This window comes from Nocardia sp. NPDC051321, assembly GCF_044455225.1.
Classification (GTDB): domain Bacteria; phylum Actinomycetota; class Actinomycetes; order Mycobacteriales; family Mycobacteriaceae; genus Nocardia.
On sequence record NZ_JBITEM010000010.1, the window covers coordinates 1 to 12,536 of the forward strand.

12 protein-coding genes are annotated in these 12,536 nt (G+C 64.0%); 1 reads left to right on the top strand and 11 read right to left on the bottom strand.

Features of this window, described 5'->3' with window-relative positions:
* Positions 1–581: 581 nt before the first annotated feature.
* Genes ACIA8C_RS23810 through ACIA8C_RS23825 form a run of 4 tightly spaced genes read right to left on the bottom strand, consistent with a single transcriptional unit; the run spans position 582 to position 4,325 of the window.
* Complete coding sequence (locus tag ACIA8C_RS23810; RefSeq protein ID WP_397138185.1) at positions 582–1,871, bottom strand: acyl-CoA dehydrogenase family protein; 1,290 nt, start codon at positions 1,869–1,871, stop codon at positions 582–584.
* Positions 1,872–1,873: 2 nt separating this feature from the next.
* Positions 1,874–2,542 carry a TetR/AcrR family transcriptional regulator gene (locus ACIA8C_RS23815; RefSeq protein ID WP_397138187.1) on the bottom strand — a complete coding sequence of 223 codons (669 nt, stop codon included), beginning with the start codon at positions 2,540–2,542 and terminating at the stop codon, positions 1,874–1,876.
* Positions 2,539–3,588, bottom strand: a complete 1,050-nt coding sequence (locus tag ACIA8C_RS23820) for an alcohol dehydrogenase catalytic domain-containing protein (protein WP_397138189.1) — start codon at positions 3,586–3,588, stop codon at positions 2,539–2,541. The genes ACIA8C_RS23815 and ACIA8C_RS23820 overlap by 4 nt, the downstream gene beginning before the upstream one ends.
* Complete coding sequence (locus tag ACIA8C_RS23825; RefSeq protein WP_397138191.1) at positions 3,585–4,325, bottom strand: SDR family NAD(P)-dependent oxidoreductase; 741 nt, start codon at positions 4,323–4,325, stop codon at positions 3,585–3,587. Before ACIA8C_RS23825 ends, ACIA8C_RS23820 begins: the two co-directional genes overlap by 4 nt.
* A 245-nt stretch (positions 4,326–4,570) precedes the next feature.
* Between ACIA8C_RS23825 and ACIA8C_RS23830 the strand changes: the two genes are divergently transcribed.
* Positions 4,571–6,748, top strand: a complete 2,178-nt coding sequence (locus tag ACIA8C_RS23830; RefSeq protein ID WP_397138193.1) for a malate synthase G — start codon at positions 4,571–4,573, stop codon at positions 6,746–6,748.
* A 446-nt stretch (positions 6,749–7,194) separates the two neighbouring features.
* Here the strand turns inward: ACIA8C_RS23830 and ACIA8C_RS23835 are convergent, their stop codons facing one another.
* From ACIA8C_RS23835 to ACIA8C_RS23865, 7 genes are all read right to left on the bottom strand, one after another.
* Entirely contained in the window at positions 7,195–7,497 is a 303-nt protein-coding gene (locus ACIA8C_RS23835) for a hypothetical protein (RefSeq protein WP_397138195.1), read from the bottom strand.
* A 178-nt stretch (positions 7,498–7,675) separates the two neighbouring features.
* On the bottom strand, positions 7,676–9,028 hold the full coding sequence (locus ACIA8C_RS23840) for a cation:proton antiporter (protein ID WP_397138197.1): 1,353 nt from the start codon (positions 9,026–9,028) through the stop codon (positions 7,676–7,678).
* Positions 9,029–9,240: 212 nt separating this feature from the next.
* Positions 9,241–9,570: a YciI family protein gene (locus tag ACIA8C_RS23845; RefSeq protein ID WP_397138199.1), complete on the bottom strand. Its 330-nt coding sequence runs from the start codon at positions 9,568–9,570 to the stop codon at positions 9,241–9,243.
* 67 nt (positions 9,571–9,637) lie between these two features.
* Positions 9,638–10,429, bottom strand: a complete 792-nt coding sequence (locus tag ACIA8C_RS23850) for a class I SAM-dependent methyltransferase (protein ID WP_397138201.1) — start codon at positions 10,427–10,429, stop codon at positions 9,638–9,640.
* Between the two features lie 57 nt (positions 10,430–10,486).
* Entirely contained in the window at positions 10,487–10,816 is a 330-nt protein-coding gene (locus ACIA8C_RS23855; protein ID WP_397138203.1) for an SCP2 sterol-binding domain-containing protein, read from the bottom strand.
* Positions 10,817–10,992: 176 nt separating this feature from the next.
* Positions 10,993–11,256 carry an indolepyruvate ferredoxin oxidoreductase subunit alpha gene (locus tag ACIA8C_RS23860; protein ID WP_397138205.1) on the bottom strand — a complete coding sequence of 88 codons (264 nt, stop codon included), beginning with the start codon at positions 11,254–11,256 and terminating at the stop codon, positions 10,993–10,995.
* A 17-nt stretch (positions 11,257–11,273) separates the two neighbouring features.
* The gene (locus tag ACIA8C_RS23865) at positions 11,274–12,494 is read right to left on the bottom strand and encodes an NAD(P)/FAD-dependent oxidoreductase (protein ID WP_397138207.1); all 1,221 of its coding nucleotides are present in this window, start codon (positions 12,492–12,494) and stop codon (positions 11,274–11,276) included.
* Positions 12,495–12,536 lie beyond the last annotated feature (42 nt).

Sequence of the window (12,536 nt, forward strand, 5' to 3'; positions counted from 1 at the left end):
CCCGCTCACGCAGCTCGGCCGGATACTTCTTCCTCGACGACACGACTCCATCCTTCACAGAAGATGAAGTCCCCGGACTCACCGGGGGGATTCACCTGGCTGGTTGGCTGTAGTGCTGTTCTTGAGATTTTGAGCAGAGCGAGCCGTGCCATCGAGGTGAGTGAAATGGTCGTTCGCGGGTGTTGAGGTGAGTCGAATGGTCGTTGATAGAGATCATTTAGCGACCTTTTGACTCACGTCAATTCTTGTAAAGTTCCTGGCGCGCAACGGTAGTCAGTTGACGACGCTGGAGCCTGCGATCGCGAACGTAACTGGTCCTCCGAAGGTCTCGAGAACAGCACCACAGCCAACCAGCCAGGCTGGGAGATCAGATCGCGCGCCTGACCGTAAGGGGAAGGTCGGGGACGCCACACGACGCGCCCAGCATTATCGGGGAAATACATAGGACGGGTGCACCTTCACGGAAGTCTCCGCGTACGAAACCCTCACGGCCGCAGCAAACACCACCGCCGTCTTCGCACACGTACTCAACCTTGAGCTAACCAGCACGTGTGCGAAGCGGAACCTATCTGTCGCTTGGGCTACAGGTTGCCGACGATGTGTTCGAGGCGTTCCGCGACGAGCTCGCGGGCCTTTTCGCGCAGGGCGGGGCGGTAGCCGCTGGGGTAGACGGGGTCGCCGGGTGCGTAGTCCTTGAGGACTTCCTTGGCGAGGGTGATCTTGTGGACCTCGGTGGGGCCGTCGGCGATCGCCATTACCTCGGCGTAGTTCATCATGTCGACGAAGGGGAGGTCGGTGCTGACGCCGATGGCGCCGTGCAGGTGCAGGGCGCGCTGGGCGATGTCGTGCATGACCTTGGGCATGGCTACCTTGATGGCGGCGATGTCCTTGCGCACCTTGAGGTAGTCCTGTTCTTTGTCGATGCGCCATGCGGTGCGCAGGACGAGCAGGCGGAACTGCTCCATTTCGATCCAGCTGTCCGCGATGCGTTCCTGGGTCATCTGCAGGCCGGCCAGGGGGCCCTTGCGCATCGGGCGGGAGACGACGCGTTCGGCCATCATGTCGAAGGCCTTGCGTACCAAGGCGACTGTGCGCATGGCGTGGTGCACGCGGCCGCCACCGAGGCGGGTCTGCGCGACGATGAAGCCCTGGCCCTCGGCGCCGAGCAGGTGGTCGGCGGGTACCCGGACGTTGGTGAAGCGCAGGTGTCCCTCGTGCTCGCTGAAGCCGTGCACGTGGAAGTTCTTGACGATCTCCAGGCCGGGGGTGTCGGCGGGCACGATGAACATCGACATGCCCTGGTACGCACTGACATCGGGGTTGGTGACCACCATGACGATGTGGAAGCTGGCGAACTGCGCGTTGGAGTTGAACCACTTCTCGCCGTTGATCACCCAGTGGTCGCCGTCGCGGACCGCGCGCGTCTTGAACGTCGTCGGGTCCGAGCCGCCGGTGGGTTCGGTCATCACATAACAGGAGCCGATCTCGCCGGCCAGCAGCGGCGCGAGATACTCGGCCTTCTGCTCGTCGGTCCCGTAATGCGCGAGAATCTCGGCATTGCCGGAATCCGGTGCCTGGCAACCGAATACCGACGGCGCCCAGAACGACGTGCCGAGTACCTCGTTGAGCAGGGCCAGCTTCATCTGCCCGTAGCCCTGGCCGCCGAGCTCGGGACCGAGGTGGCAGGCCCACAGTCCCTGCTCCTTGACCTGCTCTTTGAGCGGGCGCATCAGCGCCATCGCCTCTTTGTCGGTGCGGTCGTACGGGTTCGGGTAGAGCAGGTCGAGCGGCTCCACCTCGGTGCGGACGAATTCCGCCGCCCAGTCCAGCTTCTGCTGGAAGTCCGGGTCGGTCTCGAAATCCCAAGCCATGGTCAGCCTTTCGTGTGGTTGTCGGTCGTGGTCACCACGCCGTCGAGGAACGTGGTCGCGAGTATGTCGGCGATCTCGGCGGGGGAGTGCCCGCCGTGCGGTCGGTACCAGAAGGTCACCATGTTCAGCATGCCGAGCACGCTGTTGGTGACCACGTGGTCGTCGGTGCGCAGCAGTCCGGCGGCGTGGCCCGCGTCGATCACCCGCTGCCAGCAGTGTTGCACGCGATCACGCAGTTGCTGCAGCTGCGCGCCGCGCTCGCCGCTCAGCGCGGTGACATCGCGCAGCTGGATGGCGACCTCGCGGCGGTGGTCGATGATCAAGCCGACGTGGCTGTGGATCAGCTTGCGCAGCTTGGTGATCGGATCGTCGGCGCTTGCCGCGATCTGTTCGGCGTCGACCAGCATCAGCTGGATGTAGTCGTGCAGGATCTGCCAGAGCAGTTCCTCTTTGGAGCCGATGTGGTAATACAGCGCGCCGCGCTGGACGTCGGCGCGGTCGCCGATCTCCGCGACGCCGGTGCCGTGGAATCCCTTCTCCGCGAACAGGTCCACCGCGGCCCGCACGATCCGCTCGCGGGTGTCACCCGCCGTGGATTCGGAGGCCGGCGGGCGGCCGCGCCTGCGGGTGGGCGCGATGTCGCCCCGCAGTGCATCGCTGCGGGTGTTCATCGGGCCGGATCCAGCACTACCTTGCTCACGCCGTCCGCGCGCTCGGCGAACAGCTGGTAGGCGTTCGCGCCGTCGGACATCGGGAGGGGATGGGTGACAACGACTTCCGGACGCAAGCGGCCCGCCGCGGTCAGTTTCAGCAAGGTCGGCAGCTCGTATTGGATCGAGCACAGCCCGATGTGGAATTCGAGCTCCTTGACCTGGGCCAGCGGCATATGGAACGGGTACGCGCGGTTCTGGTTGACGCCGATGACGCTCACTCGGCCGCGGTGCCCGACCGCGCTGATGGCCAACTTGATGGTGGCGTCGGCGCCGACCGCTTCGATCGCGACATCCGCGCCGCCGCCGAGCATGTCGCGAATCGCGAGCTTCGGGTCGTCCGCCTCGATCGGCTCGGCGCCGAGCACGGCGGCCTGCTTACGTCGTTCGGCGATCAGGTCGACGCCGAGCACCCGCGCCGCCCCCATCGCGAACGCCGACTGGATCGCCATCAGGCCGACCGGGCCGAGGCCGATCACCACCACGGTCTCGCCGGGTGCGATGCGGGCGCGTCGAGCGCCGTACCAGGCGGTGGGGGCGTTGTCGGTGAGCACGACCGCGGCTTCGTCGCTGACCCCGTCGGGTAGGCGTATCAGGTTTCCATCGGCGTGCGGGACGGCGAGCAGCTGGGCTTGGCCGCCGGGCAGCGAGCCGCCGAGGCCGTAGCAGGCGTCGATCGGCGCGGGAGTCCGCTCGCAGGCCGCGACGATGCCGACCCGGCATTGCGCGCATCGATCGCACCCGGCCGACGCTGACACCAGCACCCGGTCGCCGATCGAGAGACGGCGCACCTCGGGGCCGAGTTCGACGATCTCGCCGACAGCCTCGTGCCCGACGCTGTAACCGATCTTGTCGCTGAACCCGTGTCCGCCGTAGATATGCAGGTCGCTGCCGCAGATGCCGCTCGCGGTTACCCGGATGATCGCGCTGTCCGGCGCGGTGAGGATCGGGTCGGGCACGTCGGAGTACGAGATCTGCCGCGGGCCTTGGTAAGTCAGTGCTTTCATCGCCAGCCGCCGTCCAGTGCGAGAGTGGCGCCGGTGCAGAAGGCGGCGGCATCGGTGGCGAAGAATAGCGCGGCGCCGACGATCTCGTCGGGTGTGCCGACGCGGCGTTGTGCGTTGAGACTGCTGATCTGGGTGCGCATTTCGTCGGTCCATGCCTTGGAGATGTCGGTGGCGAAGGCGCCGCACTGAATCGTGTTGACCCGCACCGTCGGTCCGAAAGTTTGCGCCAGACCCACGGTGAGCGTGTTCAATCCGGCCTTCGCCGCCGCGTAGGGCAGCGCGAACGGCGCGGGGCGGACCGCCTCGATCGAGGAGATGTTGATGATCGAACCGCCGCCGTCGGCGGCCATCCTGGTGCCGATTAGGGACGAAAGCCTAAACGGCCCTTTGAGATTCACGCCGATCACCTTGTCGAACAGGGCCTCCGAGACCTGATCCAGGCTCGGGTACAGCGGCGAGAGACCGGCGTTGTTCACCAGTACATCGACCCGGCCGAATTCCGTGTACACAGTCTCCACCAGTGCGTCACACTGTGCCCAGTCGCTGACATTGCATTCCACCGGCAGCGCGCGCCGGCCGTGCGTGTTCTTCACCTCGTCTGCCAGCGCCACGCAACCGTCGAGTTTGCGGCTGGCGATAACCACGTCCGCGCCCGCCGCGGCGAACGCGAGCACCATCTCCTTGCCGAGTCCCCGGCTGCCACCGGTGACTACGACGACCTTGTCCGTGAGCGACACACACACTCCTGCAGATCAGAAAATGTTCCGATCAGTACATTAAATCCCCACGGCGATACAATCAAGGGGTTGTTAGGCCGACCGCCGACACACCGCGACGCGCTGTCCGATACATCCCATCCCGATCGGCGCGCCGGAATTTCCCGGCGAGACGCCGCGTTCGACCCGCTACACGGTGGTATCACTACCCACGGGTAACATGGATGCGTCTTTCCCACCCGGCTTTCTCAGAAGTGAGGCAGTAGATGACAGAGCGGATTCAGGTCGGCGGGCTCGCGGTGGCCAGCGTTCTTCACGAGTTCATCGAGAACGAGGCGCTCCCCGGAACCGGCGTAGATTCCGCCGCGTTCTGGGCCGGAGCCGAGCAGGTCATCAACGATCTCGCGCCGCGCAACCGCGCGTTGCTCGCCGAGCGCGACGAGATCCAGGGCAAGGTCGATGCCTGGCATGCCGAACACCCCGGCGCCAACTACGACAAGGCCGCCTACAAGAGCTTCCTCGGCGAAATCGGCTACCTCCGTCCGGAGCCCGCCGATTTCCAGATATCCACCCAGAACGTGGACACCGAGATCGCCACCACCGCGGGCCCGCAGCTCGTGGTGCCGGTGATGAACGCCCGCTTCGCGATCAACGCCGCCAACGCGCGCTGGGGTTCGCTCTACGACGCGCTCTACGGCACCGACGCCATCTCCGAGGCCAACGGCGCGGAAAAGGGCAAGAGCTACAACAAGGTTCGCGGCGACAAGGTCATCGAGTGGGCGCGTAACTTCCTCGACGACGCCGCGACGCTGATCACCGGCTCGCACATCGGCTCGACCTCGTACAAGATCGTCGATGGCGAGCTCGAGGTCGGCCTGGAGGACGGCACCGAGATCGGCCTTGCCGATCCGTCGCAGCTCGTCGGCTACCTCGGTGATCCGGCGTCGCCGACCTCGGTGCTGTTGAAGCACAACGGTTTACACATCGAGATCCAGATCGACCCGTCCTCGCCGGTCGGCAGCACCGACACCGCGGGCGTCAAGGATCTGGTGCTGGAGTCCGCGATCACCACGATCATGGACTTCGAGGACTCGGTCGCCGCGGTGGACGCCGAGGACAAGGTCCTCTGCTACCACAACTGGCTCGGCCTGATGAAGGGCGATCTCACCGAGAAGGTGAGCAAGGGCGACAAGACCTTCACCCGCACCATGAACCCGGACCGCGTCTACACCGCGCTCGACGGCAGTGACCTTGTGCTGCACGGTCGTTCGCTGCTGTTCGTGCGCAATGTCGGTCACCTGATGACCAGCGACGCGATCATCGACTCCGATGGCAACGAGATCCCCGAGGGCATCCTCGACGGCCTCGTCACCTCGCTCATCGCCACCCACGCGCTGCGCGGTGACACCGAATTGAAGAACAGCCGCACCGGCTCGGTCTACATCGTGAAGCCGAAGATGCACGGCCCGGACGAGGTCGCGTTCACCAGCGAGCTGTTCGGCCGGATCGAGGACGTGCTCGGCGTGCCGCGCAACACCCTTAAGGTCGGCATCATGGACGAGGAGCGCCGCACCACGGTGAACCTCAAGGCCTGTATCCAGGCCGCCGCCGAGCGTGTGGTGTTCATCAACACCGGCTTCCTCGACCGCACCGGCGACGAGATCCACACCTCGATGGAGGCCGGGCCGATGGTCCGCAAGGCCGACATGAAGGCCCAGCAGTGGATCAAGTCCTACGAGGACTGGAACGTCGACACCGGCCTGGCCACCGGGCTGCCGGGCAAGGCGCAGATCGGCAAGGGCATGTGGGCCATGCCGGATCTGATGGCCGACATGCTGGTGCAGAAGATCGGCCACCCCAAGGCAGGCGCGAACACCGCGTGGGTGCCGTCGCCGACCGCCGCCACCCTGCACGCGACGCACTACCACCAGGTCAACGTGCTGGAGCGGCAGCAGGAGATCCTGAAGGGCGGCCGCCGCGCCACCGTCGACCAGATCCTGGAGATCCCCCTCGCCGCGACCCCGAACTGGACTGCCGAGGAGAAGAAGCAGGAGCTGGACAACAGCGCGCAGTCGATTCTCGGCTACGTGGTGCGCTGGATCGACCAGGGTGTCGGCTGCTCCAAGGTGCCCGACATCGAGGATGTCGCGTTGATGGAAGACCGTGCCACCCTGCGCATTTCGAGCCAGCTGGTGGCCAACTGGCTGCGCCACGGCATCGTCTCCGCCGACGAAGTGGTGCAGAGCCTGGAGCGGATGGCGCCGGTGGTGGATCGGCAGAACGCGGGCGACCCGAACTATCGGCCGCTTGCGCCGGACTTCGCGGGCAGCATCGCCTTCCAAGCGGCCAAGGAGCTGATCCTGGAAGGCACCAAGCAGCCCAACGGATACACCGAGCCGATCCTGCATCGGCGTCGGCGCGAGGCGAAGGCGGCCTGCAAGTAGGGTGATGTTCAGTGGCTGAAAAGTAGCCTCCAGCAGCTCTTTTCGGCGCGAGGCCCCGCACCGGAGACACCCGGTGCGGGGCCTCTTCAATTAGCGGAGATCAACTCGAATACCGGTCCGTCACGCTCAAAACGGTCACATAAACCGGCTGTGCAGCCATCCTCCGCGCCGAGTCCGAACCACTTGCCACAGAGAACAACTCGCCGGCTTCGACGATCTGCCTCATGAACAGCGAGGCAAACGCTTCGGATGTCGTCCCACCAACTCGAGGCACCGCGGGTCAGCGCCCCCGCTCCTGCCGCACGATCAACGGGATCGGACAGCCATCGCCAATGGATCTGAGTCATGCAAGTCGGAGCGGGGCAATGAATTTGGTTAACTGGCGACAGACCAGAATCGCTGACCGGACGCGTACGCCGTCCCACACGATAAGCGACCCCGGCTTGTCAGTCGATCGACGCCTTCATTACACGGAGCAACGGCGGGGGCTCGGGCAAGCCGAAGTAGCGAGCTGACGCCGTGGTGATCGCGGCGTGTTCGGACTGGCCGACCGGCCGGAACGACGTCTGCGGGGCGGATTCAGGGGCGACATCGGGTGAATCGGCACGGTTCGGCACCGCGGCAGAATTGGATAGCGCACGGCGCAGGGCGTCGTTGACGATGCGTGTCTTCGACCGACCTTGTTTGCAGACGGCCTTTTCGATCAGCTGCGCGACATCGTGATCGAGACTCACGGTCGATCTCATCATCCAATGGTCCTTCCCGATAGGGATTCGGAAAGCAGATGAGCGAGTGGTAACCGATCTCACGCAGTTGAACGAATCGATTTTGGCGGGACTGAGGGGCGCGCTCAGCGGCATCTCAGATGATCTAGAACATGTGTCGACACGGGTCGACACCCTCGAGGCGACGTACGGCGCATTCGCATCAATCAGTCAACAATTCGATCTCGGGTGTCCGGCGTTCCTCGCCGGAGGGTCCGAAGATGATGCCGTTTTTCCAGCCGCTGCGTTCGAATAGCCGCATGACCGGTGTGGCCACGAAGGTGGTCACGATTGCCATCAGTGCCAGGATTGTGTAGAGCTGGCCGGTGATCAGTCCGGCGGTGAGGCCGATGTTGAGCAGGATCAGTTCCATCAATCCGCGGGCGTTGGCAAGTGAGCCCATCGCGCCGGCTTCGCGCCAGCTCATGCCCTGCCAACGCGCCGCGAGCCCGATGGCGCCGAACTTGCCCGCGAAGGACACCACCATCACGATGGCCGCGACCGCCAGGACCTTCGGCTCGAAGATCAGGCTGAGTTTGGTGTTGAGTCCGGAGTAGATGAAGAACCCGGGCAGCAGCAGGTAGGCGACCAAGGGTTCGAAACGATCGCGGATGGTGTCGAGGAACTGCCCGCGTGGCATCACGCACCCGGCCACGAAGGCCCCGAACACCGAGTAGATGCCGACGTAGTCGGTGAACCAGCTGCCGAGCAACACCACGAGCAGCACGATCACCAGCGGCGTGACCGGCAGACCACCGGTGCGTTCGCCGTCACCGTCGAGCGGTTTCCAGGTGTTCAGTCGCGCCAGCAAGGGCCGCGCGAGGACGGTCATGAACACCAGATAGGCCAGTCCGCCGCCGATCGCGAGGAACGCACCGGACATGCTGTCTTTGGTGGTGGCCACGACGGTGGCCAGCAGCACCCAGGCGCAGGCGTCGTCAAAAGCCGCGCACGACAGCGACATTGTGCCCAGCCGGGTGTTCAACAACCCCGAGGCGTGAATGATCCAGGCCAGCATCGGAAACGCGGTGATGGCGACCGCCGAGGCGACGAACAACCCACCCTGCACACTGCCGACTTTGTCGGTGAAGTAGTCGCCTTGGCCGACCATCCACCAGCCGACCAGCCCACCCAGCGCCAGCGGGACTCCGATACCGGCGAACGAGGTGGCGCCGGCCTTACCGAGGTGCGACCGCAGAATCTCGAGCTTGAACGAGGCACCCACCAGGAACATGTACAGCACCAGGCCGAGCTGGCCCACCACATAAATGGTGGTCAGATTCGGATGGGTGATCATCGCCGAGCCCACCTTCAGCGTCGTCGGGAACAGCCATTCCTGCCCCGCAGGCCACACCGCGCCCAACACCGATGGCCCCAAGACGAAGCCGGCGGCCATGATCGCCACCACCTGAACCTGCCCCAACCGCCGGAACACCGGCCACAACAGGCGACAAGTCACGAGAATGAACGCGACCTGCAAAAAGAAATGCGTTGCGACTTCGAGTAATGAGGGCATCGAAAACCTCGCTGGGTTGAAACTATTGTGTTCGTCGGACCTGCGTTGTCGCCGACATTGTTTATGGATACGCGTGAATCCAGCCGATCGCAAGAATCCCCGCGACGAAAGCCGCGAGCGTAACGTAGACAATCAGCCAGGGGAGCCACGAAAAGCGGCTTCTCATCAACTCTCCCCTCCGCTGGCGTGCGGACGTTGCTGCGGCTGAATTGTCAGCTGATGGCTTGCTCCGCGTATTTCGGCAGCAGGCTGAGAAACTGCGGCGGCACCAGGAACGGGTGCACTTCGACCCGATCCCAGACCTTGTGAATGATGTACGGCTCGTTTTCGAGCCACCGATCGATTTCCTCGCGGCTCTCGAAATCGACGATCAAGACTCCGCCGGACATCTTGCCTGTTCCATCGAGGATAGCGCCGCCGAACAGGAATGAGCCCTCCCGCATCATCTTCTCTCCATTGGCCATATGGTCGGGCCGGATCTCCATCCGACGCTCGAATGTGCCGGGTCCGGTTCCGTCGTGGGCTATTACTGCGTAGAGCATGGTGAGTTCCTTTCGGTAATTCGCCGACTGGTTTATTCCGGTCGTCGTAAACTGTTCGTCCGCGTGGTCAGTCGTTCGTGCGTTGCGCCCACACGGAGACGGTGATAGGGGTGTAGATCACGGTGTCGGAGGGCTGTTCCAGGAGTTCGAAAGCGGCGTCGACTTCGTTCTGTCCCATCAGACCCGCCTTGACGATCATGGGTGCGAGCTTGGCCAAACTCAGCGTGATGGATTGGATGTCGGGCGTGCCCGCTTGGATTGCCGTGAGCTGACAGTCGGTGCCCAATACCTTCAGCCCGGTACGCCGCACCGCGGGCAACAGCTTCATACCGAATCCAGGGTCGGCACCGCCGAAGTAGAAGAAGCTTTCCAGCGCGCTGGCGGCCCGTGTCAGCAGCGGCGACGGCGGATCGACACGCTGGATGCTGCGAATGTCGGCCTCCTCGAGCAGCAGGAAGCCGCCGGGTGCCAGGGCTGCGACGAGCTCGCCGAGGATTCGTTCTCGTTCGTCCAGGTGCATCAACAGGATCTTGACGTGGACGAGGTCGTAGCCGCCCGCCTCCAGAGCGGTGGTGGTGATGTCTTGTTTGCGGATCTCTAGATTGGGGGCCGATATGCCTGCCATGAACTCGGTCTCGATGTCCACGGCGACGACCTTTCCGTGGTCGCCGACTCGGTCCGCCAGCCAGCGGGCGATCGACCCGGTACCGGCCCCGACCTCGGCGCAGCGCCACCCTTGCGTGACGCCGATGTGTTCCAGGTGGCGAATAGTAGCGGGATCGGTAAGGGCGGCGACCCGTTCGAGGCGGACCCGCTCTTGATCGGTTTCGCTTTCGGCCAGTTGTGGCAATGTACTCATCTCCAGAGGGTTGGGTTGTTCGGATTGCGAATGGCGGGCCGACCTGTGCGAGTTCGGTCAGACTCCGGTCTTGAAAAGTTTCGGCACCTTCATCGCGAGCATCATGTCGCCTTCGACCTTCAATTTGCCCGTCATGAATGCGCGCATGGCATCTTTCCGGCCTTCGGCGATAGCGATCCAAGTGTCACTGCTCGTGGTGAATGTGGTGTCCGGATCGGTGACCCCGCCGGGGATCAGTCGCCCTTCGCCGTTATCGATTTCGAACGCCCACACTCCGGGATCGACGTCGGTGATGTTCCATTGCAGAGTGCGGGTGAGGCCGGCGGCGGCCTTGGTATCCAGTTGCGTCGACAAAGCTTCGAACAACTCTCCTACTGTCATGGACATGGCCGGGTTCCCTTCCATTGGTGCGCCCGGTCCGGCTGCCGACTTCGGTATGAATCGCAGATCGGTCGCCGGTGCTCCTGTCGGGCGCGTCGTGAGATATTGTGTGAGTCACTTTATGAAATGACACTTACTGCTGGATTACCGGCGCTGCAAGTCCGCTTGCGCACTACGCTCCGTTACCGGTTTTCGTAGTAGTCACGATTGACACCTACCGACGACTGCAATTCTTCGGGTACCTCATGATCGGGGTAAATCGCGTCGAATGGACAGGCGGGCTCACAAGCGCTGCAGTCGACACATTCCGTCGGGTCGATATACAACCTGTCGTGGTCGGCGAAGTCCGTCTCTTGCGGACCGGGGTGGATGGCGTCGACCGGGCACGCCGCTACGCAGGAAGAGTCCTTGTGCCCGATGCAGAGCTCGGTTATCACGAATGGCATCCGTGTTTCTCCTCGGATTACGCGGCGATGCCGAGGAGAGCGGAAAGATTGGCCGGAGAAAAGAAATCGTGCCAGGCAACGGTGTTCTGTATCACGCCGAAAAAGCGATTGATCGCATCCTGGTTTCCCCGCATGGCCGCCAGTACCTCCTGGAAGGTAGGGTCGAAAGGCTCCATCTCGGCATGGCTGACAATGAAGTCATACAGCGGTTTGAGAGCTTCGTTTCGTTTGCGTTCGTATCCGGCCATCGCGGTATCGAGCGATTCCCGATCGGAGAACGCGGTGTCGACCGCTTCGGCCAGGAGCTCGGCGTCCCGAAACGCGTCGGTGATCCCCTGTGCGGTGATCGGGTCCTTATGCGCGCCTGCGTCGCCGACCAATGCCCATCCTGGACCATAGGGCCGCCGGAAGAAGTTGGGGCGGCTGCCCGCACCCATGAAACGATGTGCGAGCGTTCCGCCGGACAGCCGCTGCCCGAGATCAGGGGCGATTCCGTCGACGGTTGCGAGGTAATTGGCGTGCACGTCGGTCCTGAACTCGGCGAAGTCGCGTTCGGGTCGTTCGATGAAGACCGCGGCCTGATCGTCGTTGGTCGGGAATGCGATGACGGTGCTTCCGGGGCGGGTGTAGAACTCGAGGCCCTGCAGTTCGACACCGGACCAGTAGGTGTAGTAGCCGAATGCCAGCGGGGGAGCCGCGTGGTAAACCGGCGCATCGACGGCCGTGGCCAACACCGACCGCATGCCATCGGCGCCGATCACGATCCGGGCGTCCTCGCTGACGACGGCCCCGCCGGCGGTACGGCCGCGGATCCCGACGACCCGGTCGTCGTCGGAGCGAATGTCGGTCACCACGAACTGCTCCCGAACCTCCGCGCCGGCCCCGGCGGCCGCGTCGACGAGGAGCTTGTCGAGCACAGTGCGCTTGGGTGCGTAGATCGCGGCAAATCCGTTCTCGTCGGGATCTGGAAAGCCGGTCAAGGTGAAGTGACCGTACTGTTCGAAACACAGGTCGAGCACGATGTTGGTGACGGGTGGGCAGTTGGTCGCCTCGACCTGCTCGATCAGTCCCCAGCGGTTGAGCTGGGCGCTGCCTCCGACGGTGATCATGTGTGTCGACACCGTGTCGCTGGGAAATCTCGCCTTGTCCAGGAGCAGGACCCGATATCCCTGCTGGGCCAAAAGCATTGCCGTGGGCGCGCCTGCTACGCGTGCCCCGATTATTATCGCGTCGTACATGGCGCGTCCTTTCCTTGTCCGGCGGTCGCCCTGCGGGGTGGT

What these genes read in the sequence shown, in the direction of transcription:
- ACIA8C_RS23810 (WP_397138185.1), bottom strand. Translation starts at nt 1,871, where the DNA reads ATGGCTTGGGATTTCGAGACCGACCCGGACTTCCAGCAGAAGCTGGAC.
- ACIA8C_RS23815 (WP_397138187.1), bottom strand. Translation starts at nt 2,542, where the DNA reads ATGAACACCCGCAGCGATGCACTGCGGGGCGACATCGCGCCCACCCGC.
- ACIA8C_RS23820 (WP_397138189.1), bottom strand. Translation starts at nt 3,588, where the DNA reads ATGAAAGCACTGACTTACCAAGGCCCGCGGCAGATCTCGTACTCCGAC.
- ACIA8C_RS23830 (WP_397138193.1), top strand. Translation starts at nt 4,571, where the DNA reads ATGACAGAGCGGATTCAGGTCGGCGGGCTCGCGGTGGCCAGCGTTCTT.
- ACIA8C_RS23835 (WP_397138195.1), bottom strand. Translation starts at nt 7,497, where the DNA reads ATGATGAGATCGACCGTGAGTCTCGATCACGATGTCGCGCAGCTGATC.
- ACIA8C_RS23840 (WP_397138197.1), bottom strand. Translation starts at nt 9,028, where the DNA reads ATGCCCTCATTACTCGAAGTCGCAACGCATTTCTTTTTGCAGGTCGCG.
- ACIA8C_RS23845 (WP_397138199.1), bottom strand. Translation starts at nt 9,570, where the DNA reads ATGCTCTACGCAGTAATAGCCCACGACGGAACCGGACCCGGCACATTC.
- ACIA8C_RS23850 (WP_397138201.1), bottom strand. Translation starts at nt 10,429, where the DNA reads ATGAGTACATTGCCACAACTGGCCGAAAGCGAAACCGATCAAGAGCGG.
- ACIA8C_RS23855 (WP_397138203.1), bottom strand. Translation starts at nt 10,816, where the DNA reads ATGTCCATGACAGTAGGAGAGTTGTTCGAAGCTTTGTCGACGCAACTG.
- ACIA8C_RS23860 (WP_397138205.1), bottom strand. Translation starts at nt 11,256, where the DNA reads ATGCCATTCGTGATAACCGAGCTCTGCATCGGGCACAAGGACTCTTCC.
- ACIA8C_RS23865 (WP_397138207.1), bottom strand. Translation starts at nt 12,494, where the DNA reads ATGTACGACGCGATAATAATCGGGGCACGCGTAGCAGGCGCGCCCACG.